This window comes from Synechococcus sp. UW106 (assembly GCF_900474015.1).
Classification (GTDB): Bacteria; Cyanobacteriota; Cyanobacteriia; order PCC-6307; family Cyanobiaceae; genus Parasynechococcus.
This window is the reverse complement of sequence record NZ_UCNV01000009.1, coordinates 388352-408985: the sequence shown is the minus strand read 5'-3', so window position 1 is coordinate 408985 and position 20634 is coordinate 388352. Positions and strand designations below refer to the sequence as shown.

The 20634-nt window shown below is 60.2% G+C and carries 19 protein-coding genes; 13 read left to right on the top strand and 6 right to left on the bottom strand.

All coding sequences use genetic code 11. The features are described 5' to 3' along the window. Nucleotides 1-4: 4 nt before the first annotated feature. From ppk1 to DXY30_RS09670, 3 genes are all read left to right on the top strand, one after another. Nucleotides 5-2143: a polyphosphate kinase 1 gene (ppk1, locus tag DXY30_RS09680; protein WP_115094733.1), complete on the top strand. Its 2139-nt coding sequence runs from the start codon at nt 5-7 to the stop codon at nt 2141-2143. A gap of 202 nt (nt 2144-2345) precedes the next feature. Then, nucleotides 2346-3332, top strand: a complete 987-nt coding sequence (locus DXY30_RS09675; protein WP_115094732.1) for an RpoD/SigA family RNA polymerase sigma factor — start codon at nt 2346-2348, stop codon at nt 3330-3332. A gap of 5 nt (nt 3333-3337) precedes the next feature. Further along, nucleotides 3338-3988, top strand: coding sequence for a diacylglycerol/polyprenol kinase family protein (locus DXY30_RS09670; protein ID WP_115094731.1), 651 nt, complete (start codon nt 3338-3340; stop codon nt 3986-3988). 2 nt (nt 3989-3990) lie between these two features. Here the strand turns inward: DXY30_RS09670 and DXY30_RS09665 are convergent, their stop codons facing one another. Beyond that, nucleotides 3991-5058, bottom strand: coding sequence for a 3-deoxy-7-phosphoheptulonate synthase (locus tag DXY30_RS09665; RefSeq protein WP_115094978.1), 1068 nt, complete (start codon nt 5056-5058; stop codon nt 3991-3993). Nucleotides 5059-5154: 96 nt separating this feature from the next. Between DXY30_RS09665 and acnB the strand changes: the two genes are divergently transcribed. Genes acnB through DXY30_RS09650 form a run of 3 tightly spaced genes read left to right on the top strand, consistent with a single transcriptional unit; the run spans nt 5155 to nt 10844 of the window. Then, nucleotides 5155-7737: a bifunctional aconitate hydratase 2/2-methylisocitrate dehydratase gene (gene acnB / locus DXY30_RS09660; RefSeq protein WP_115094730.1), complete on the top strand. Its 2583-nt coding sequence runs from the start codon at nt 5155-5157 to the stop codon at nt 7735-7737. An 18-nt stretch (nt 7738-7755) separates the two neighbouring features. Beyond that, on the top strand, nt 7756-9201 hold the full coding sequence (locus DXY30_RS09655) for a ClC family H(+)/Cl(-) exchange transporter (RefSeq protein ID WP_115094729.1): 1446 nt from the start codon (nt 7756-7758) through the stop codon (nt 9199-9201). A 56-nt stretch (nt 9202-9257) separates the two neighbouring features. Next, nucleotides 9258-10844: a radical SAM protein gene (locus DXY30_RS09650; protein ID WP_170951221.1), complete on the top strand. Its 1587-nt coding sequence runs from the start codon at nt 9258-9260 to the stop codon at nt 10842-10844. Here the strand turns inward: DXY30_RS09650 and DXY30_RS09645 are convergent. Further along, a complete protein-coding gene (locus DXY30_RS09645) occupies nt 10762-12039 on the bottom strand; it encodes an O-antigen ligase (protein WP_115094727.1) in 1278 nt (425 codons plus the stop codon). The two genes, DXY30_RS09650 and DXY30_RS09645, sit on opposite strands and share 83 nt — an antisense overlap. Continuing rightward, nucleotides 12036-12890: a formyltetrahydrofolate deformylase gene (gene purU, locus DXY30_RS09640; protein WP_115094726.1), complete on the bottom strand. Its 855-nt coding sequence runs from the start codon at nt 12888-12890 to the stop codon at nt 12036-12038. The genes DXY30_RS09645 and purU overlap by 4 nt, the downstream gene beginning before the upstream one ends. A 72-nt stretch (nt 12891-12962) precedes the next feature. Here purU and psbQ point away from each other — a divergent pair, with 72 nt between their 5' ends. Both psbQ and DXY30_RS09630 read left to right on the top strand, forming a co-directional pair. Further along, a complete protein-coding gene (gene psbQ, locus DXY30_RS09635; protein ID WP_115094977.1) occupies nt 12963-13412 on the top strand; it encodes a photosystem II protein PsbQ in 450 nt (149 codons plus the stop codon). An 8-nt stretch (nt 13413-13420) separates the two neighbouring features. Further along, nucleotides 13421-14482: an FAD-binding oxidoreductase gene (locus tag DXY30_RS09630; RefSeq protein ID WP_115094725.1), complete on the top strand. Its 1062-nt coding sequence runs from the start codon at nt 13421-13423 to the stop codon at nt 14480-14482. 43 nt (nt 14483-14525) lie between these two features. Here DXY30_RS09630 and dnaK read toward each other — a convergent pair whose 3' ends face one another. Next, on the bottom strand, nt 14526-16445 hold the full coding sequence (dnaK, locus tag DXY30_RS09625; RefSeq protein WP_115094724.1) for a molecular chaperone DnaK: 1920 nt from the start codon (nt 16443-16445) through the stop codon (nt 14526-14528). A gap of 116 nt (nt 16446-16561) precedes the next feature. Here dnaK and DXY30_RS09620 point away from each other — a divergent pair, with 116 nt between their 5' ends. The 4 genes from DXY30_RS09620 to DXY30_RS09605 all read left to right on the top strand — a co-directional run bounded on the left by DXY30_RS09620 (nt 16562) and on the right by DXY30_RS09605 (nt 18792). Continuing rightward, on the top strand, nt 16562-17431 hold the full coding sequence (locus DXY30_RS09620; protein ID WP_115094976.1) for a shikimate dehydrogenase: 870 nt from the start codon (nt 16562-16564) through the stop codon (nt 17429-17431). A 25-nt stretch (nt 17432-17456) separates the two neighbouring features. Continuing rightward, nucleotides 17457-17933: a Tic20 family protein gene (locus DXY30_RS09615; RefSeq protein ID WP_115094723.1), complete on the top strand. Its 477-nt coding sequence runs from the start codon at nt 17457-17459 to the stop codon at nt 17931-17933. Nucleotides 17934-18013: 80 nt separating this feature from the next. After that, the gene (rpsF, locus tag DXY30_RS09610) at nt 18014-18400 is read left to right on the top strand and encodes a 30S ribosomal protein S6 (protein WP_115025022.1); all 387 of its coding nucleotides are present in this window, start codon (nt 18014-18016) and stop codon (nt 18398-18400) included. Nucleotides 18401-18441: 41 nt separating this feature from the next. Next, nucleotides 18442-18792 carry a hypothetical protein gene (locus DXY30_RS09605; protein WP_115094722.1) on the top strand — a complete coding sequence of 117 codons (351 nt, stop codon included), beginning with the start codon at nt 18442-18444 and terminating at the stop codon, nt 18790-18792. On the opposite strand, the gene DXY30_RS09600 is transcribed toward DXY30_RS09605, so the two are convergent. Both DXY30_RS09600 and DXY30_RS09595 read right to left on the bottom strand, forming a co-directional pair. Next, complete coding sequence (locus DXY30_RS09600) at nt 18784-19995, bottom strand: argininosuccinate synthase (protein WP_115094721.1); 1212 nt, start codon at nt 19993-19995, stop codon at nt 18784-18786. The two genes, DXY30_RS09605 and DXY30_RS09600, sit on opposite strands and share 9 nt — an antisense overlap. Continuing rightward, nucleotides 19995-20201, bottom strand: coding sequence for a hypothetical protein (locus DXY30_RS09595; protein ID WP_115094720.1), 207 nt, complete (start codon nt 20199-20201; stop codon nt 19995-19997). Before DXY30_RS09595 ends, DXY30_RS09600 begins: the two co-directional genes overlap by 1 nt. 86 nt (nt 20202-20287) lie before the next feature. Between DXY30_RS09595 and DXY30_RS09590 the strand changes: the two genes are divergently transcribed. Then, nucleotides 20288-20557: a DUF3134 domain-containing protein gene (locus tag DXY30_RS09590; RefSeq protein ID WP_006850710.1), complete on the top strand. Its 270-nt coding sequence runs from the start codon at nt 20288-20290 to the stop codon at nt 20555-20557. The last annotated feature ends 77 nt before the right edge of the window (nt 20558-20634 follow it).

Sequence of the window (20634 nt, the reverse complement as noted above, 5' to 3'; positions counted from 1 at the left end):
GCCCATGTGCGCAGCAGCCCTAGCCCCGGAGCACTACATCAACCGGGAGCTGAGCTGGATCGCCTTCAACGAGAGGGTGTTAGCCCAGGCCCTTGATCCGCGCACACCCTTGCTGGATCAAGCGAAGTTCAGCGCCATTTTCAGCAACAACCTCGACGAATTCTTCATGGTTCGCGTGGCTTCCCTGAAGTCACAGGTAGAGGCCGGCGTCAGCAAACCGAGTGAGGATGGCAAGTCACCCCTGGAGCAGCTGCTTGCGATCCGAGAGCAACTCATTCCCCTGCTGAAGCAGCAACAGGTTCACTACCGCCAACACCTGAAGCCAAAGCTGCTGGAACACAACGTTGAACTGCTCGATTACAAACAACTCAACGAAGACCAACGCACCTGGGTTGACAACACCTTCCAGACGTCGGTGTTTCCGGTGCTGACGCCCCTGGCTGTAGACCCAGCTCATCCATTCCCCTTTGTCAGCAATCTGAGCCTGAACGTCGCCGCCGTGGTTGTTGACCCTGAAACAGGGCAACGTCAATTTGCACGCGTCAAAGTTCCGCAGAAGAATCTTGCTCGTTTCATCGCCATCCCCTCAGAACTGAGCGGAACTGAGGACAAACCAGTTCACACCGCCATTGCTCTCGAGCAGGTGATCGCCTTCAACCTTGAGGTGCTGTTTCCTGGCATGACGATCGAAGGGCACTACTTCTTCCGCGTGACGCGGGATGCGGATCTGGAACTGAGGGATCTGGAAGCCGATGACTTGATGCTGGCCCTAGAACAAGGGCTGCGGAAACGACGGATGGGCGGTGAGGTGGTGCGCCTCGAAGTTCCCAACGAGATGCCCAGAGACGTTGTGGAGATGCTGATGACCGGGCTGAGCGTGGAAGAGGAAGACCTTTACGTGATCGATGGACCCCTGGGCCTGGACGACCTCTTCGGGCTGACCGGGCTATCACTGCCGAAACTCAAAAGTCGTACCCAGGGAGGCCAAACACCGGCTGTGCTTGCACGAAGTCAGCAGCACCTGGTTGAAGAGGGCGCGATCAAAGCGGATGAATTCGAATCGATCTTCTCGGTGATTCGTCGTCAGGACATCCTTCTGCACCATCCCTACGAGCTCTTCTCCACAACCGTCGAAGAGTTCATCAATCAGGCAGCGGACGATCCCCAGGTGATGGGCATCAAGATGACGCTATACCGCACCTCCAAAGACTCTCCGATCATCGCTGCCCTGATCCGCGCTGCTGAAAACGGCAAGCAGGTGATGGCACTGGTGGAATTGAAAGCGCGATTTGACGAAGACAACAACATTCAATGGGCCCGGCACCTGGAGCAATCAGGGGTTCACGTTGTCTACGGCGTGCTTGGGCTCAAAACGCACACCAAGATCGTTCTGGTGGTTCGTAAGGAGAAAGAGAAGCTACAGAGTTATGTGCACATCGGCACTGGCAATTACAACTCCAAGACCTCGAAGCTTTACACAGATCTCGGGTTGCTCACAGCCAACCAAGAGCTGGGACAAGACCTGGTTGAACTGTTCAATTACCTCACCGGTTTTTCAAAGCAGCAAAGCTTCCGTCGCTTGCTCGTAGCCCCAGTCACGTTGCGAAAAGGTATGGAGCTGTTGATACGCCGAGAGATTGAGCATGCCCAACAAGGCAGACAGGCCATGATCCGAGCCAAAATGAATTCCCTGGTCGATCCCAGCATCATTTCGCTTCTTTATGAAGCGTCCCAAGCCGGAGTCAAGATCGAATTGATCATTCGCGGCATGTGCAGCCTGTATCCAAACCGTCAGGGGTTGAGCGAAAACATTCAGGTGATCAGCATCATCGGCCAATTCCTCGAACATTCAAGGATCTTTTGGTTTGCCAACGGGGGCTCTCCAGAGGTTTATATCGGCAGTGCCGACTGGATGAGCCGCAACCTGGACCGCCGCATTGAAGCGGTCACCCCAATCGAAGATCCTGAACATCGCCAAAAACTGGAACGCCTGCTGCAGCTTTACCTGAATGACAACCAGGGCGCCTGGGACATGCAGAGCGACGGCACGTTTGTACAGCGCAAACCAACGAATGAGGCCTCAGGACGCAATGCCCAGATTCAATTGGTCAAGGAATGGAGCATGGGTATCCAATCCTTGTAATTCTCTGGCTTTTTAAAAGCGCTGCGTCTGTGATGTCCGATACAACATCACTTCAAAAACAAACTTGAAGCAGCCACGATCACGCCTTCAACAGTTGCTTGAGAACGAAAAGATTTAGATCCGGAAATTCTTCCGATTCGAAACAGTCATCGCTGTTGCTCGGTGCTAAGTTCAGCCCAAATTCATTCAGGAGACCAGGGTGATGGGGATCCCTCTGGAATCTTCCGGCACGACACATCAGTCGTCCCGGAAGGAACCTGCGTTGCCGTCCACTGGACGTCGACCATCTTCGCGACAAGGAGGGCGGCTCGCCACCGACTCCATCGGTTTTTACTTGAGCAGCATCGGACGTATTCCGTTGCTTACGGCAGCTGAAGAAATTGAACTTGCACATCATGTGCAAGCGATGAAACAACTTCAGGAGTTACCTGAAGAGGAGCTGACCTCTCGGCATCAGCACAAGATTCGCATGGGCAAACGAGCCCGCGATCGGATGATGGCAGCCAACCTCCGCCTCGTGGTGAGTGTGGCCAAGAAGTACCAGAACCAAGGCCTCGAACTTCTCGACCTGGTTCAAGAAGGTGCCATTGGCTTGGAGCGAGCGGTCGACAAGTTCGACCCCGCCATGGGCTACAAATTCTCCACCTATGCCTATTGGTGGATTCGCCAAGGAATGACGCGCGCCATCGACAACAGCGCCCGAACCATTCGCCTGCCGATCCACATCAGCGAAAAACTCTCGAAGATGCGTCGCATCTCCCGGGAACTATCCCACCGCTTCGGTCGTCAACCAAATCGGCTTGAGTTGGCGAGTGCCATGGGAATCGAACCCAGGGAACTGGAAGATCTGATGTCCCAGAGCGCACCCTGTGCATCGCTGGATGCCCATGCCCGTGGCGAGGAAGATCGCAGCACCCTTGGCGAACTGATCCCGGATCCCAATGGTGAAGAGCCGATGGAAGGGATGGATCGCAGTATCCAAAAAGAACATCTCGGTGGCTGGCTGTCTCAACTGAACGAGCGCGAGCAAAAAATTCTGCGTCTGCGTTTCGGCCTTGGCGGTGAAGAGCCTCTGACCCTTGCGGAGATCGGTCGTCAGATCAATGTGTCCCGCGAGCGCGTCCGACAGCTGGAAGCCAAGGCGATTCTCAAGCTGCGGGCCATGACAAACCACCAACAAGCCGCATAAGCAACTTGCTTTCCTTCACCGGACCCATCGCCATCCTCTGCTGGATGGCGATGGTGACAGCGGGAGCCGTGTTGTGTCGTCGCCTTCGTCCGAACCAACGGGAACTCAGTCGAAAAATTGTGCACATCGGAACCGGAGCCGTGGTTCCGATGGCCTGGGTCTTTCAGATTCCTTTCGTTGTCGCCATCCCAGTTGCGATGGTGATCACTCTTGCTACGGCGATCAACCACCAATGGCGCTTCATCCCCGCCGTTGAGGATGTCAATCGCAACAGCTACGGCACAATCGCCTACGGAATAGCGATCACAACGCTGCTTCTGGTGTTCTGGCCAACCCGAGCCGATGCCGTTTCCGCAGGGGTTCTCGTAATGGCACTGGGAGATGGGTTTGCAGGATTGATCGGCCGGGGCGTCGACTCACCGAAATGGGTCCTCTTCGGTCAGACCAAGTCAACCGTTGGCACCATGACCATGGCAGGTGTCACGGGCCTGGTGCTGATCGGACTGGCCCGATGGTCGGGGGCTGACCTACCCCTGCCAGCAGCCTTCAGCATGGTGGCCATCGCAACCGGCCTGGAACAGCTCAGCTGGCGCGGACTCGACAACCTCAGCGTTCCCCTCAGCGTTGGAATTCTGTGGAGTCGACTGGTGGTCTGATCTCAAGCAGTGACCGTCTGTTTGCGACTGGCAACGGCCGCGGCCAGATCATCCAGCAGTGCTTCTGTGGTCTCGAGGCTGATGCAGGCATCCGTGACGCTCTGGCCGTAGGTCAGCTGCGACAAGTCGGCGCTGAGCTTCTGATTGCCTTCCACCAGATGGCTCTCAATCATGACGCCCATCACGTGATTGGACCCACCCCGCAACTGCTCGGCAACACTGGCCAGCACCTCCGCCTGCCGCCGGAAATCTTTGTTGCTGTTGGCATGGCTGCAATCCACCATCAAACGGTCCTTCAGACCGGCCTGGCTCAACTCAGCCGCGGCCGCCTGCACGGCCTCCTGGTGGTAGTTGCTGCCTCGGCTGCCTCCGCGCAGCACGAGATGTCCATAGGGGTTACCCGTGGTGCTGACGATCGAGGCATGACCCTCACGATTGATGCCGAGAAAATGATGCGGCTTCGAGGCAGCCTGCATGGCATTGATCGCGATGATGGCGCTGCCGTTCGTGCTGTTTTTGTAGCCGATCGGCATCGACAGACCTGACGCCATTTCACGGTGGGTCTGACTCTCCGTCGTCCTTGCACCGATCGCGGTCCAGCTGATCAGATCAGCGATGTACTGCGGAACCACTGGATCGAGCAGTTCCGTTGCAGCAGGCATTCCCTCACGGGCGAGATCCAGCAGCAATCCCCTGGCCCGACGCAGACCAGTATTGATGTCATAGGAATCGTCGAGATGGGGATCGTTGATCAACCCCTTCCAACCGACCGTGGTCCGGGGCTTCTCGAAGTACACCCGCATCACCACATCCAACTGATCCTTCAGGCGCTCACGGATGGGTGCCAAACGCTGGGCATACTCACGGGCTGCTTTGACATCGTGAACGGAGCAGGGACCCACCACCACCAGCAAGCGATCGTCACGACCGCTGAGAATGTCCTGGATGCGCTGGCGGGCGGACGCCACGGTCTCAAGTGCCGCCACATCGATGGGAAGCTCCTGATGCAACACCGCAGGGGCCACCAGGGGACGTGTCTCCACCACATGCAAATCGGAGGTGGTGGCCATGACTGGACGCGAGAATCCGACCAAGGCTACGCACCCCGCTCACTGTCAACAGACACGGTCCGGAAGAATGGTGATCGTCCCTGAACAAAGATCTCCATGCTGAGCGATTACCGCGAGCTGGCCGCCGCCCGGGAAGCCCAGGGCGTTCCCGCTCTTCCGCTCAACGCCGAGCAGACCCAGGGACTGACCGAACTGCTGCAGAACCCTCCTGCCGGCGAAGAAGCGTTCCTGATGCACCTGCTCAGCGACCGGATCCCCCCGGGTGTGGATGAAGCCGCTTACGTGAAGGCCACATGGCTCAGCGCCGTGGCCCAGGGAGAAGCCACCAGTCCCCTGGTGTCACCGCTCGAAGCCACGCGCCTGCTGGGGACGATGGTGGGTGGATACAACGTGGCCGCCCTGATCGAGCTGCTGAAGAACCCTGACGCTGCACTGGCAGGCTGTGCTGCTGAGGGACTCAGCCGAACGCTGCTTGTTTACGACGCGTTCAACGAAGTGATGGATCTGGCGGCAGACAACCGCTTTGCCCAACAGGTTGTGGACAGCTGGGCCGCAGCCGAGTGGTTCACCTGCAAGCCGGAACTGGCCGACAGCATCACCGTCACGGTGTTCAAGGTCGAGGGCGAAACCAACACGGACGATCTCTCGCCGGCCACCCACGCCACTACCCGGCCGGACATCCCTCTCCATGCCCTGGCGATGCTCGAAACCCGGGATCCAGAGGGTCTGAAAACGATCGCGACCCTGAAAGACAAGGGCCATCCCGTGGCTTACGTCGGTGACGTGGTGGGAACAGGAAGCTCCCGCAAGAGCGCCATCAACTCGGTGCTGTGGCACACCGGCAATGACATTCCCCATGTGCCCAACAAACGGGCCGGTGGCGTGATTCTTGGCGGCAAGATCGCCCCGATCTTCTTCAACACCGCCGAGGACTCAGGCGCACTACCGATCGAATGCGATGTCAGTGAACTGAACACCGGTGATGTCATCACGATCCGACCCAATGCCGGCACGATCGAACGCGACGGCACCGTGGTAAGTCGGTTCGAGCTGAAGCCCACCACGATTAGCGACGAGGTGCGGGCCGGCGGTCGCATCCCCCTGATGATCGGTCGCGCCCTCACCGACAAGATACGCACAAAGCTTGGCCTCAGCCCTTCGGAACTGTTCATCCGCCCCTCGGCACCGGCGGACACAGGCAAGGGCTTCACCCTGGCTCAGAAAATGGTGGGCAAAGCCTGCGGCCTCGCCGGCGTCCGACCCGGCACCAGCTGCGAGCCGCTGATGACCACCGTCGGATCCCAGGACACCACCGGCCCAATGACACGGGACGAAATGAAGGAACTGGCCTGCCTGGGCTTTTCTTCCGACCTAGTGATGCAGAGCTTCTGCCACACCGCCGCCTATCCGAAGCCGGTGGATCTGCAGACCCAAAAGGACTTGCCCGACTTCTTCGCCCAACGCGGTGGCGTGGCTCTGCGGCCGGGTGACGGCATCATCCACAGCTGGCTGAACCGAATGCTCCTCCCCGACACCGTCGGCACCGGCGGCGACAGCCACACCCGCTTCCCCCTCGGCATTTCCTTCCCAGGAGGCTCCGGGGTTGTGGCCTTTGCGGCCGCCATCGGCGCCATGCCGCTGGACATGCCGGAATCCGTGCTGGTGCGCTTCAGCGGGTCATTGCAACCCGGCGTCACCCTCCGGGATGTGGTGAATGCCATCCCCTGGGTGGCCATTCAGCGGGGGCTACTCACCGTTGCAAAGGCCAACAAGAAAAACCTGTTCAATGGCCGGATCATGGAGATCGAAGGTCTCCCCGACTTGAAGCTGGAGCAAGCCTTCGAACTCACCGATGCCAGCGCCGAGCGCTCCTGCGCCGGCTGCACCATCAAGCTCTCAGAAGACACAGTGAGCGAATACCTGCGCAGCAATGTGGCGCTGCTTAAGAACATGATCGCCCGCGGCTACAGCGATGCCCGCACCCTGGCCCGCCGAATCAAGGAGATGGAGGCCTGGCTGGCCAACCCGCAGCTGATGAGCGCCGACCATGACGCTGAGTACGCCGAAGTACTGGAAATCAATCTGAACGAACTCACCGAACCCGTGGTGGCCTGCCCCAATGACCCCGACAACGTGAAGTTGCTCAGCGAGGTGGCCGGTGACCCGGTACAGGAGGTTTTCATCGGCTCCTGCATGACCAACATCGGTCATTACCGAGCCGCGGCGAAAGTGCTGGAAGGCGCCGGTCAGAACACGGCGCGCCTCTGGGTCTGCCCCCCGACTCGAATGGACGAGGAAACCCTGAAAGCCGAGGGCTACTACACCACCTTCGAGGCCGCAGGGTCCCGCATGGAGATGCCGGGCTGCTCCCTTTGCATGGGCAACCAGGCCCGCGTGGAGGACAACACCACCGTGTTCTCCACCAGCACCCGCAACTTCAACAATCGCCTGGGCAAAGGTGCTCAGGTGTACCTGGGAAGCGCTGAACTGGCCGCTGTCTGCGCCCAGCTGGGTCGAATCCCCACCCCGGAGGAGTACAGCAGCATCGCGGCCGAGAAAATCGATCCCCTCTCCGACGAGCTCTACCGCTATCTGAACTTCGATCAGATCAGCGGTTTTGAAGACCAGGGGCGTGTGGTCAGTGCTGACGACGAAGCAACTGTTCTGGCTCAGGCCTGATCCCTAATTACCTCATCTGTGCCAGCCCTGAGCGAACCCAAACAACGACGCCACCTCCTGGGCTCCAGCCGGAGCATCAGGAGGTTGTTGGAGCGCCGCTGGCTGGTGGTGGTCCTGGCTCTGGCGCTCACTGGACTCGGAGCAGCCATCACCGGCCTGCTGTTTACCAGCGGTATCAACCTGCTGCGCGACTGGCGGCTCGATCTGCTCGATGAATTTCCTGCCTGGGTGGTGCTCCCCGCCCTCGGCGCCATCGGGGGCATGGTCTCCGCCTGGCTGATCACCAACCTGTCTCCAGCAGCTGGCGGAGCGGGGATCACCCACATCATGGGTTTCCTGCGCCACAGGTCGGTGCCGATGGGGCTTCGGGTGGGCCTGGTGAAGCTCGTGGCCGGCATCATTGCCATCGGCTCAGGCTTCCCTTTAGGCCCAGAAGGCCCAGCTGTGCAGATGGGCGGCTCCGTTGCCTGGCAGATGTCCCGCTGGCTTCGGGCACCGGTGGCCTTTCGGCGAGTGATTGTCGCTGCAGGCGGCGGAGCAGGCATTGCCGCCGTGTTCAGCGCTCCCATCGGCGGATTCATCTACGCCATCGAGGAGCTGCTCCACTCCGCTAGGCCCGTGGTCCTGTTGCTGGTGATCATCACCACCTTCTCTGCCGACACCCTGGCGGATGTTCTCGGCTTCCTCGGTCTCAACCCTGGGGGCAGTGGGTTGAACAGCACCATCGGTTTTCAACTGGAGCGGGAATACACCCCCCTGGTGCGCTTCCTGCCTGTCGATCTGCTGTACCTGATCGCTCTCGGCGTGGTGATCGGCGTGCTGGCGGAGCTGTACACCCGGTACGTGCTCACCATGCAGCGGCAGGGCAACCGTTGGTTCGGTGACCGGCTGATTCTGCGCATGACCCTGAGCGGACTCGTCCTGGGCTGCGTCTATGCGGCCCTGCCCGACGCCTTCCACAACCCCAGCGAGCTGAAGCACCTGATCGGAGCCGGCAAGGCCGACATCAGCCTGGCCCTCGCCAGCTTTGTGGTGCTGTTCTTCAGTACCGGTCTGGCGGCGGGCTCAGGAGCACCAGGGGGACTGTTCATGCCGATGCTGACGCTGGGAGGAGCCATTGGTTTGGCCGGCGGCATTGGCGTTGAGGCCCTCACCGGCCACGTTCCCACCACTTACGTGTTCGCTGGCATGGGTGCCTTCGTTGCCGGCTGTTCGCGAACCCCGATATCAGCCATGTTCCTGGCGTTTGCGCTCACCAAGGATCTGCTCATCCTCAAGCCCATCCTGGTGGCCTGCCTTACCAGTTTCCTGGTGGCCCGGTTGTTCAATCCGGATTCCATCTACGAGCGCCAGATGGGTATGGAGCTGGCCTCCGAAGACCGAATGCAAATGCGCTTGAACCGTCACCGCCGACCGTTTGAAGCCCCCAAACCACCCAAAGGCCCTTCCGGAGATCCACTCTGAACCAGGAAACACTGCTGTTCGAGCCGGCCTTACCGGAGCCCGGAGCCCTTCAGGCCGTGTTGGCCTTTCCCAGCTCCTATTCCGTGGGGATCACAAGCCTGGGTTATCAGATCGTCTGGGCCACGTTGGCGCAACGCAGTGATGTGGACGTTCGGCGACTGTTCACAGACCAGCACGATCCCTTGCCCCGCCATTGCGATCTGTTCGGGCTCTCCCTGAGCTGGGAACTCGACGGCCCTGTACTGCCGGAGCTACTGCAGAACCAGCGAATTCCGATCTGGGCCCTGGAGCGGGGAGATGAGGACCCCATCGTTTTCGGCGGCGGACCGGTGCTCACGGCCAACCCCGAACCCCTGGCACCGTTCTTTGATGCCGTGCTGCTCGGAGACGGCGAACTTCTGCTGCCCGCCTTCATCGACGCTCTGCAGAGCTGCCGGCAGGCATCGCGGCCGGAACGACTCCGACACCTGGCTCAGGTTCCAGGGGTATACGTGCCGTCGCTGTATGCCCCGCAATACGACCCAGACGGCGAGCTGATCGGCATCGAACCGATCGATCCGGCGGTTCCAGCCCTCGTCGAAAAGCAGACCTGGCGAGGCAACACCCTCAGTCACTCAACGGTGGTCACCCCTGAGGCCGCTTGGCCCGACATCCACATGGTGGAGGTGGTGCGCAGTTGCCCTGAACTTTGCAGGTTCTGTCTGGCCAGCTACCTGACCCTTCCGTTCCGGACGCCGTCGTTGGATGACGGTCTGATCCCAGCCGTGGAGAAAGGCCTGCAAGCCACCAAACGCCTTGGCCTGTTGGGTGCTTCCGTCACCCAGCATCCCCAGTTCGCCGACCTCCTCCACTGGCTGGATCAGGACCGTTTCGATGACACCCGCGTCAGCGTTAGCTCGGTGAGAGCAGCCACCGTGACCCCGGATTTGGGTCGGATCCTGGCCAAACGGGGCAGCCGCTCCCTGACCATCGCCATCGAAAGCGGCAGTGAACGGATGCGCGAGGTGGTGAACAAGAAACTCACCACGGAGGCCATCCATGAGGCGGCCCGCCATGCCAAACACGGCGGCCTCTCGAGTCTCAAGCTCTACGGGATGGTGGGCTTGCCGACGGAATCGGATGACGACGTCGAAGCAACGGCAGATCTCCTGCTGGCTCTCAAAAAAGGAACAGCCGGACTGCGCTTCACCCTGGGGGTGAGCACCTTTGTACCCAAAGCCCAGACCCCCTTCCAGTGGCAAGGGGTCAGACCGGAAGCTGAGAAGCGCCTCAAACGCCTGGCCAAAAGGTTGAAACCGAAGGGAATCGAGTTCCGACCGGAGAGCTATGGATGGAGCGTGATTCAGGCCCTGCTCTCCCGCAGCGACCGTCGCCTGGCCCCGGTGATCGCGGCCGTTGGCGAAGACCGCAAGAGCATGGGCGGCTGGAAAAAGACCTACCGGGCTGCTCTCAACGGTGAGCTCGAGCCGATGCCAGGGCCAGCCCTGCCGCCGCCTCCGCAATGGAGTGCGGTGATCCACGAGCCATGGGAGGCCTCACGGACCCTGCCCTGGACCCACCTCAGGGGGCCCCTAGCTCCGACGACGCTGCGGGACCATCACGATCAGGCCTTGACTGTGGGATCTGCCCAACCTCCTGGTTAAAGGCAGCCAAACCCGCCAACAGCGTCCAGCCGAGAATATTCAGGCGACTGTCGAAAAACGGCAGGTCGGTGGCATGCATCGCCACCAGCACAAGCGTGGCGGTCCACCAAGCCCGTTCCATCGGTGCTTTTTGCAGGATCCCCTTTCGCAGCGCCACAACCAGCAAAAGGAGCACCGTTCCGACAATCAACAGCATCACCGGAAGGCCGTGGCTGATCGCCAACTCCAGAGGGAGATTGTGGGAATGGCCATGCCAACGCTTGGCCGCATAGATCGGATAAAGCACGCTGAACGCGGCTGCCCCCCAGCCGAGCCAGGGACGGGCCGCAACCAACTCCAGGGCATACCCCCACTGGCCCAGACGGGTGTGTTTCCAGGCGGTGGGCCCTCCCCGCTCCAGAAGCCGATCGAGAATCGGCTCCGGCACCACAGCCATGCCCAGTTGACGCCATCCAGGGGGGACACCGGGCAGCACCACCAAGAACAACGGAGAGGCCATCAACAACAGGAGGGGCAGCAACCAGAACCACTGCATCGGTCCCAGAACAAAGGGAATCGCCAAGGCCAGTGCTCCCATGGCATTGCGCGACTGGGTGAGCAGAACAGCAACAACCGTCGAAAGCGTGAGCAACACAGCCGCACCACGCCGCCTCCACCCATCCGGTCGCAGCACAGCCGCCAGCATCAAGGGCCAAACCACCCCGAGCCAGGCTCCCGCCATGTTGGCGTAATCAAACAGGGCCGAAAGCCGCCCTTGCGGCTGGCCACCGGGGGCGACGAACCAGATGATGGCACCACCTCCAAGTTGCCAGGGACCCTCCCACCCCAGAAACATTTGTCCCAGGCCGGTCAGCAGCACAGGAAAGGTTCCGGCCACAAGCATCCAAGCCGCCTGGCGGCGCTGCTGTTCGCTGGCGAGATAGGGCTGAAAGGCCCAGAAGGCCCAGAACAGTGGCAGCCAATTGGCCAACCCAGCCCAGGCAAGAGGCCCAGTGTCAGCCCCCAAAGCCCCCACCAGCATCAACAGGGCAGCGACAAGAAGCGGTTGCGTCCAGCGATTCCGCCACACAGGCCGATCCCTGCCCCGACTTCCGCTGACACAAGCCACAAGGAGACAGATTCCCGAGAGCAGAGCACTGGAGGGAAGCAGAAAAAGGCCGAGCTGGAACGCCTGACCGCCGCGATGAGACGTCATGCAAAAACGGCGGTGCGTCCTCGGTAAACCATCACCTGACGGCGCAGATGCAAGCGAAGGGCCCGCGCCAGAGCAAGGCGTTCAGTGTCACGGCCCTTGCGGATCAGATCCTCCACCTCATCCCGGTGGCTGACGGGAACCGTGGTTTGCTCAATGATCGGACCATCATCCAGATCCTCAGTGACGTAGTGCGCTGTGGCGCCGATGAGCTTGACCCCACGGTCCCAGGCCCGGTGGTAAGGCTGCGCGCCCTTGAACGCTGGAAGGAAGGAATGGTGAATGTTGATGACCTGTGGAAATCGCTCGAGAAACTCCGAACTAAGAACCTGCATGTATTTGGCCAGCACCGCAAGTTCAACGGCGTTCTCCTCAAGCAGCTGCAAGATTCGGTGCTCCGCTTCCGCCTTGGCATCCTTTCTGACAGGCACATAAATGAAAGGAATCTCGAACGACGCACACAGGGGTTCCAGATCCGGATGATTGGCGATAACCAAGGGAACCTGCATCGGCAGCTCTCCGCTTTGAACACGCCAAAGCAGATCCTGCAAACAATGGCTCTGCTTGCTGGCAAAGATCGCTACGCGGGGGAAAGCGTCGGAGAAGTGGAGCTGTGCCTCACCACCCAGCCGCTCTCCTAGGGCCTGAGCTGCCTCGGGTAGGGCATCTCGGGGAATGCCGAAACCCTTGAGCTGCCATTCGATCCGGCTGAGAAACAACCCCGCTCCGGCGTCGGTGTGGTGATCGGCATGGCGAATGCTGCCGCCATTGGCTGCCACCCATCCCGCTAATTCGCTGACCAAGCCCGGGCGGTCGGGACAGATCATCTGGAGGATGACCGTGGCGTCACTCACAACAACCTTTGAAAAACAAATTCTCCCGCGCAGGAGGGGCTGGTTAAAGTCGCAGAAAATTTTTTGATCACCATGCTGAAGGCTCTGAGACGCCTGGCTGCGTTCTGCCTCTGCGTCGCGTTGAGCATGGGTCTGATGGCCCCGGCTGCTGCCGATGCTGCCGGCATCAATCCTGATGATCTGGGGGTGATCCGCCGCCAGGCCGCAGCATTTGAAGCCACCAAGTCTCGTCTGCCTGATCTAGCCCGGCTGGTGAGTGAAGAAGACTGGGTGTTCACTCGCAACCTCATCCATGGCCCCATGCAGGAAGTGGGCCGGGAAATGCTGTACATCAACCAGCGCTTGGATAAGAGCGACCGCAAAGCGGCCGACAAGGTGGCTCGATCCTTGAAGGAAGCTATGGCCGATCTTGATGAGGCAGCACGTCTGCAGGATTTCAGCCGCATGCAGAAGTCCTACAGCGCTGTCGCAGCCGGATTTGACGCCTACAGCGATCTGATCCCTGCTGAGGCCCTCAGCTGACCCGCTCCATCGGTGTCATTGGTGCTGGAGCCATTGGCCTCAGCACCGCCTGGCATCTGGCCCAACGAGGTCATCATGTCTCTGTTTACGACCCTCGCCTGAACGACCCCGTTCATCGCCAGGGATCGGCAAACGATCTCAGTGGCACATCAGCCTCCCTTGGGGTGCTGATGGGACATGTGTTTCGCCGCAGCAGCGGGCGGGGCTGGAGGCTTCGCCGCCGAAGCATGGAGCTCTGGCCGCAATGGATCGGAGCGCTGCAAACGCACCAGCCTGAGCTCAAGCTCGATCTGGGCTTATTGCAAATCGCTGAGGACGAACAAGCGGCTGAACGGATGGAGGGGCTTGCTAGCCAACGCGTCGACCTGGGCCTGGAAATAGTCGCCAAAGAAGCGCTGAACAAGGTCTGGCCGACAGCCACCCATGGTGGGCTCCACTCGCGTCACGACGGTCGAATCGACCCGCTGCTGCTTCAGCAAGCTCTGCGAGAGGCTCTGAATGAACAAAGCGTGGAGCAGACCACCACAGCAGTGGTCCACCTGGAGCGCAACAACAACAACAAGTGGAGTGTGCATCGAGCCGACGGTGAGAGCACACTCCATGACGTCGTTGTGCTGTCCACAGCACTGACCACGGACACTCTGCTGGAACCCCTGGGCCACGCCCGAGCGATGACGCCGGTGTTGGGCCAGGCTCTGTCACTCCAGCTAACGACGGGGCCAACGAGCTGGACCAACTGGCCCTCAGTGCTGGTGGATCAGGGCTTCAACCTGATTCCCACATCACCCGGGCGCTTGCTGCTTGGGGCCACAGTGGAACCGGGTGATTGCGCTGCCGAAGCCCCCATGACCCTGATGCGCAGCCTGAATGGGCGAGCACCGGAATGGCTGCGCACAGCCACCGTGGTCGCCCAGTGGAATGGCCTGCGAGCCCGCCCCATGGACCGCCCGGCACCCCTACTAGAGGAGCTGGAGCCTGGACTGATTCTTGCCAGCGGGCATTACCGCAATGGCGTACTGCTCGCACCTGCCACAGCGGAGTGGGTTGCCGCTGCACTCGAGCAGCCATAAAAAAGGGCCCCGCAGGGCCCTAACGCGTCGATGGATCAACCGATCACTTGGTCTCAGTGAACTCCGCGTCGATAACGTCGTCGCTGGCGTCACCACCAGCAGCGTTAGCACCGGCATCAGCACCGGCATCAGCACCAGGAGCTCCGCCGCCAGCTGCAGCACCCTCCTGCTGATAGACGGAAGCACCAACGGTGTAGAGCTCCTGCTGCAGTTCCTCCAGCAGGGTCTTCATCGCGTCGTAGTCGTCTTTCTCGGTGGCTTCCTTGAGCTGGAGGCGCTTCTCCTCCAGCTTCGCCTTGGCATCAGCATCGACTTTGTCGCCCAGTTCGCCCATCTGCTTTTCAGCTTGATAAACGAGGGTTTCGGCCTGGTTCTTGAGGTCGATCTTCTCGCGCTTCTCCTTGTCAGCGCTGGCATTGGCCTCGGCGTCCTTCACCATCTTGTCGACTTCGGTATCCGACAGGGTCGAGGCACCGGTGATCGAGATGGACTGCTCCTTGCCGCTGCCCTTGTCCTTAGCGGTGACGCTGAGGATGCCGTTGGCATCGATGTCAAAGGTCACCTCGATCTGAGGCACGCCGCGGGGTGCCGGAGGAATGCCATCGAGACGGAAGGTTCCGAGCGACTTGTTGTCGGATGCCATCTCGCGCTCGCCCTGGAGCACGTGAATCTCCACGTTGGTCTGACCATCCACAGCCGTGGAGTAGGTCTCTGTCTTCTTGGTGGGAACCGTGGTGTTGCGGGTGATCATCTTGGTCATGACACCGCCGAGGGTCTCAACACCCAGAGAGAGGGGCGTGACGTCGAGAAGAAGGATGTCCTTCACCTCTCCGGCCAGCACACCGCCCTGGATGGCAGCTCCAACAGCCACCACCTCGTCGGGGTTCACCGTCTGGTTGGGATCTTTACCGGTGATGCGCTTGACCAGTTCCAGCACAGCCGGGATGCGGGTGGAACCACCCACCATCACAATCTCGTCCAGCTCACCGGAAGAGAGCTTGGCGTCCTTGAGCGCCTGCTCCACGGGCATGGCACAACGATCAATCAGCTTGGAGGCCAGTTCCTCGAACTTGGCGCGGGTCAAGGTGAGGTCTAGGTGCTTCGGACCCTCGGGCGTTGCCGTGATGAACGGCAGGTTGATCTCGCTCTGAGTGGCATTGGACAGCTCAACCTTGGCCTTTTCAGCGGCCTCGGTCAGACGCTGCAGAGCCTGCTTGTCCTGACGAAGATCAATGCCTTCGTTGGATTTGAAGGTCTCGGCCAGGTGATCCACGATCACCTTGTCAAAATCGTCACCGCCGAGGTGGGTGTCTCCGGCGGTGGAGAGCACCTCGAACACGCCGTCGCCGACTTCGAGAACGGAAACATCGAAGGTGCCGCCGCCGAGGTCGAAGACCAAGATGCGCTCATTGCTCTTCTTGTCGAGGCCATAGGCCAGAGCCGCAGCGGTGGGCTCGTTGATGATGCGCAGCACCTCAAGACCAGCGATCTTGCCGGCGTCCTTGGTGGCCTGGCGCTGGGAATCGTTGAAGTAGGCGGGAACCGTGATCACCGCCTGGGTGACGGTTTCACCGAGATACTTTCCGGCATCCTCAGACAGCTTGCGCAACACCTGCGCTGAGACCTCCTCAGGTGCGAATTGCTTTTCGAGAACCGGGCACTTCACCTTCACGTTGGAGCCGGCCTTCTCAACGCCGTAGCTCACCTCCTTCGATTCCTCGTTCACCTCATCGACACGACGGCCAATGAAGCGCTTGACGGAATAGAACGTGTTGTCCGGGTTCATCACCGCCTGACGTTTGGCGATCTGACCCACCAACTGATCCTGGTTCTTGGTGTAAGCAACCACGGAGGGCGTCGTGCGGAAGCCCTCGGCGTTTGCGATCACGGTGGGCTTGCCGCCCTCCATCACGGAAACACAGCTGTTCGTGGTGCCAAGGTCAATGCCGACAACCTTTCCCATCGTTGCCCACCTCCTGAGATGGTGATTTGAATGGGTTCATCCTCCACATCAGACCCGGTGACAGGCGAGGTGTGGTTCCCGAACAGGCAGGCTGGTGGAGCGATCCGGCCCTGGCAATGATCAACGGCGGCACCAGCCTTTTGGGCCTGCTCGGCAATCCAGTGCGCCACTCGCTTTCGCCGGTGATGCACAACGCAGCCCTCGAATCAATGGGGCTCAACTGGCGCTACCTGGCCCTTCCTTGCGAAAGCGAGAGCCTTGGTTTGGTGTTGCAGGGTCTAAGGGCCGTTGGCTGCCAGGGCCTCAACGTCACCATCCCGCACAAGCAGGCCATCGCTGAACTCTGTGATGAGCTGAGTCCTCTGGCGCGGCGACTGGGTGCCGTCAACACCCTGGTCCCAGGGGTCGACGGTGGCTGGTACGGCACCAACACCGACGTGGAGGGCTTTCTGGCACCACTTGGCGCCAACGAAGACTGGGCCGGACGCGATGCCGTGGTGATCGGCTGCGGCGGATCGGCCCGTGCGGTGGTCGCCGGCCTGCAAAGCCTGAAGCTGAACACAATCACCGTGGTGGGACGACGAAGCGAAGCCTTGCAGGCCTTCAACACCGATCTGCAACAAGACAATGCCCCTTTAACGGCCTGCCTCGAGAACGCGCCCCAGCTCAAAGAAGCCGTCGCCCAAGCAGCTCTCGTGGTGAACACGACCCCGGTGGGAATGGCACAGCACGGTGACCCCAAAGCAATGCCCCTGGGTGCGGAACTCTGGTCAGGGCTGAGCCCAAAGGCTGTTTTGTACGACCTCATCTACACACCAAGGCCCACCAGCTGGCTCACTACCGGGCAACGCCGCGGCCATCGCTGCATCGATGGCCTCGAGATGCTGGTGCAGCAGGGCGCTGCATCGCTGCGGCTTTGGAGCGGACGCCATGACGTTCCAACCGAGGCGATGCGAAGCGCCGCCGAGACTGCTCTTGCGACCTAACGTCGCTGTAAGTCAGAGCCCCACCGTGCAGATTCCCCTCTGGCAGCGGCTACTCGCACCGCTGGTGTACCTGCTCCCCTGGAGTGACGCCATTCCCTTTGGCCTCGGGGCTGACGGTGTGTTTAACCAGATCCCTTTGCTCAGATTGCTGATCGTTCCAGCAGTGCCTCTGATCCAACTGAATCGGGGGGTGCCTTTTGGTGGCCTGCTGCTGTTCTTCGTGCTTTTTCTGGCGGTGGTGCGGAATCCAGCCGTTCCCTACTTCCTGCGATTCAACACTCTGCAGGCCTTGCTCACAGACATCGTGCTCGTTGTTCTGAGCTTTGCCTTTGGAATCCTGCTCCAACCGATTGCTGGAGGCAGCTTGCTGCTGAGCACCCTTTCCAGCACGATCGTGATCGCAGTGCTGGCCATTCTGGTGTTCGCTCTTGTGGAGTGCTGGCGAGGGCGTGAACCGGATCTGCCAGGCATCAGCCAAGCCGTGCGCATGCAGCTCTACTGACGGTGGAGGGGCACACCAGGGGATAAGGTGTTGGATCCGTCGCTCACTCCGGTGAGCCTGAAGCCCCGTTGGAGCTGCCCATGACGCACGATCCGTACTACGAAACCATGTACATCCTCCGTCCGGACATTCCGGAAGAGGAGGTCGAAAGCCATGTCACCAAGTACCGCGACATGCTCGTCGAAGCCGGTGCTGATGTGCTGGACAACCAGATGCGCGGCAAGCGCCGCCTGGCCTATCCGATTGCCAAGCACAAGGAAGGCATCTACGTGCAGCTGAGCCATAACGGCGATGGCCAGCACGTTGCTGTTCTCGAGAAGGCCATGCGCCTCAGTGAGGACGTCATCCGCTACCTGACCGTGAAGCAGGAAGGTCCCCTTCCCGCACCTCGTGTGATGCCTGGTAGTGAAGCCGCTCAGCAACAGCAAGCCGAAACAGCTACAGCTGCAGCTGCATCAGCTGACTGATCAGCATTGTCTGATCCATGGGTGGGCGATAGCGTCCGCCCATGGATTCACAACCTGATCAGCGTCATTCAACAGAACCCGCTTGTAACGAACGTCATGGCGACGTTGAGGTTGTTCAGTTGTTGAAGAAAAGAATCACAGAGCTCGAAGCCGAGATCAAGGCTTACGAAGACCTGCTTGCAGAACTGCCCGACGTTTTTGAGCGTCGATTCCAACAGCGACTTGAGCCGTTGATGGAGCGGTATCAACTACTGGCTGAACAGGTTGATCAAGAACAGAACAAGCGGCCCCAGCAGGCAGCTCTCCCTGGAACCTCAGAACCGGACAACGTCGTGCGCTTTCCGGGCCTGAGGCTCCCCAAGTTCCTGCAGAGGCAGCAGCGTTCAGCCTGAACGACGGTGGGATGCTGACCAGAGCCGGGTTGGCAGACCCCAGACGTAAATGAAACCCTCCGCAGCACGGTGATCGAACTGATCCCCACTGCCGTAGGACGCCATCTCGGGAACGTAAAGACTGCTGTCCGCTGAGCCGCGACCGGTGACCGTGGCTGTTCCCTTGTGGAGCCGGAGACGAACGACACCATTGACGTAGGTCTGGGTGCGATCCATGAAGCCGTCAAGAGCATCCTTGAGGGGGCCATACCAAAGACCTTGGTAAACGAGGTCAGCCCACTGCATCTCCAATTGCCGCTTGCTACGCAGAACATCGGCGGCCAGGGTCAGGCTTTCCAGTTCCTGGTGGGCCTGAATCAGAAGCAACAGCCCAGGCGTTTCATAGATCTCCCGGGATTTGATTCCCACCACCCGGTTCTCGATCATGTCGAGACGACCAATGCCGTGGGTGCCCGCCAAACGGTTGGCTTCACGGATCAACGCCACGGGATCCAGACGCTGCCCATTGATCGCAACAGGATTGCCTGCTTCAAAAGCAATCTCGATCTCTTCTGAGGCATCGGGAGCAGCCTCCACCGATCGGGTCATCGCGAAGACCTCTTCCGGCGGAGCAACCATCGGATCTTCCAGAGGTCCAGCCTCGATGCTGCGGCCGAGCAGATTCAGATCAATTGAGTAGGGCGATTTCTTGCTCACCGGGGCGGGCATCCCAAAGCGTTCGCCGTAAGCAATGGTCTCCTCTCGGCTCATGCCCCACTCACGGGCGGGGGTGAGAACCTTGAGATCAGGCGCCAGCGCTGCGATGGCCACATCAAAACGCACCTGGTCGTTGCCTTTGCCTGTACAGCCATGGGCGACAGCATCAGCACCCACTTCCCGGGCCACCTCGACAAGGCGCTTGGCGATCAGAGGCCTGGCCAGAGCGGTGGAGAGGGGGTAACGGCCTTCGTACAGAGCATTGGCACGAATCGCCGGAAAAGCGAAATCCTTGATGAACGGCTCGATCAGATCTCCCACCAGCGACTGACTGGCACCGGCATCGAGCGCTTTCTGACGAATCGGTTCCAGCTCATCGCCCTGGCCGAGATCTGCAGCAAATGTGATCACGTCCTCCACACCCCATTCCTGCTTGAGGTAAGGGATGCAGACACTGGTATCCACTCCCCCGGAATAGGCGAGTACCACCTTCTTGGCGCGGCCCATCAATGGGTCTCCTGATCACACTCCTCTGATTCTCTCGTCTCGCCGGCCGCATCCTGAGGTGAGGTCACAAGGAGCCATGCAGCCAGACCCGCAGCCGGAGCAAAGACCAGGACCAGCGCCACGATCCAAGAGGTCTGCAATGGTTCAGGCCGCTGCAGACCCCACCAGTGCAAGCCAGCACTGATCATCAGAGCCAGACCCCACAAGACAATCAGAAGCGCAGGTTTGTTCAGCTGAAGCTCAAAAACAGCACGTGGTCTATCTTGGTTGATTGGCCTGTGTCCCTCCCTGCATGAGCGCTCTGGTTGATTTAAACGCCCTGGACAGCGTCAACCCGTCCCTCACCCGCTATGGGCGCCGTGACCCAGCACCCGTGCTGCCCCTGCGAGAGGAGCCCGACCTCCTGTCCTGGCTGGAGACCAGCGGCCGTCTCGTCGCGGACGAGGAATCCGGTTCCCCCGAAGTGAGCACTGTCGAAGAGGAAGAACTCTCGGCGCTCATGGGTGAGAAAGAGGATTACAACAAGGATGACGAGCAAAATGAGGAGCAGTGGGAGGACTGATGTCCCCCAACCACTGACTGGTCGTCACTGAACGACTCATCTAGGGTCCCAGCGACCAGTCCAGTGCTGCTTTGCAA

What these genes read in the sequence shown, in the direction of transcription:
- acnB (WP_115094730.1), top strand. Translation starts at nt 5,155, where the DNA reads ATGCTGAGCGATTACCGCGAGCTGGCCGCCGCCCGGGAAGCCCAGGGC.
- DXY30_RS09675 (WP_115094732.1), top strand. Translation starts at nt 2,346, where the DNA reads ATGGGGATCCCTCTGGAATCTTCCGGCACGACACATCAGTCGTCCCGG.
- dnaK (WP_115094724.1), bottom strand. Translation starts at nt 16,445, where the DNA reads ATGGGAAAGGTTGTCGGCATTGACCTTGGCACCACGAACAGCTGTGTT.
- psbQ (WP_115094977.1), top strand. Translation starts at nt 12,963, where the DNA reads ATGCTGAAGGCTCTGAGACGCCTGGCTGCGTTCTGCCTCTGCGTCGCG.
- DXY30_RS09600 (WP_115094721.1), bottom strand. Translation starts at nt 19,995, where the DNA reads ATGGGCCGCGCCAAGAAGGTGGTACTCGCCTATTCCGGGGGAGTGGAT.
- DXY30_RS09590 (WP_006850710.1), top strand. Translation starts at nt 20,288, where the DNA reads ATGAGCGCTCTGGTTGATTTAAACGCCCTGGACAGCGTCAACCCGTCC.
- DXY30_RS09620 (WP_115094976.1), top strand. Translation starts at nt 16,562, where the DNA reads ATGATCAACGGCGGCACCAGCCTTTTGGGCCTGCTCGGCAATCCAGTG.
- DXY30_RS09665 (WP_115094978.1), bottom strand. Translation starts at nt 5,058, where the DNA reads ATGGCCACCACCTCCGATTTGCATGTGGTGGAGACACGTCCCCTGGTG.
- ppk1 (WP_115094733.1), top strand. Translation starts at nt 5, where the DNA reads ATGTGCGCAGCAGCCCTAGCCCCGGAGCACTACATCAACCGGGAGCTG.
- DXY30_RS09645 (WP_115094727.1), bottom strand. Translation starts at nt 12,039, where the DNA reads ATGACGTCTCATCGCGGCGGTCAGGCGTTCCAGCTCGGCCTTTTTCTG.
- DXY30_RS09605 (WP_115094722.1), top strand. Translation starts at nt 18,442, where the DNA reads ATGGATTCACAACCTGATCAGCGTCATTCAACAGAACCCGCTTGTAAC.
- rpsF (WP_115025022.1), top strand. Translation starts at nt 18,014, where the DNA reads ATGACGCACGATCCGTACTACGAAACCATGTACATCCTCCGTCCGGAC.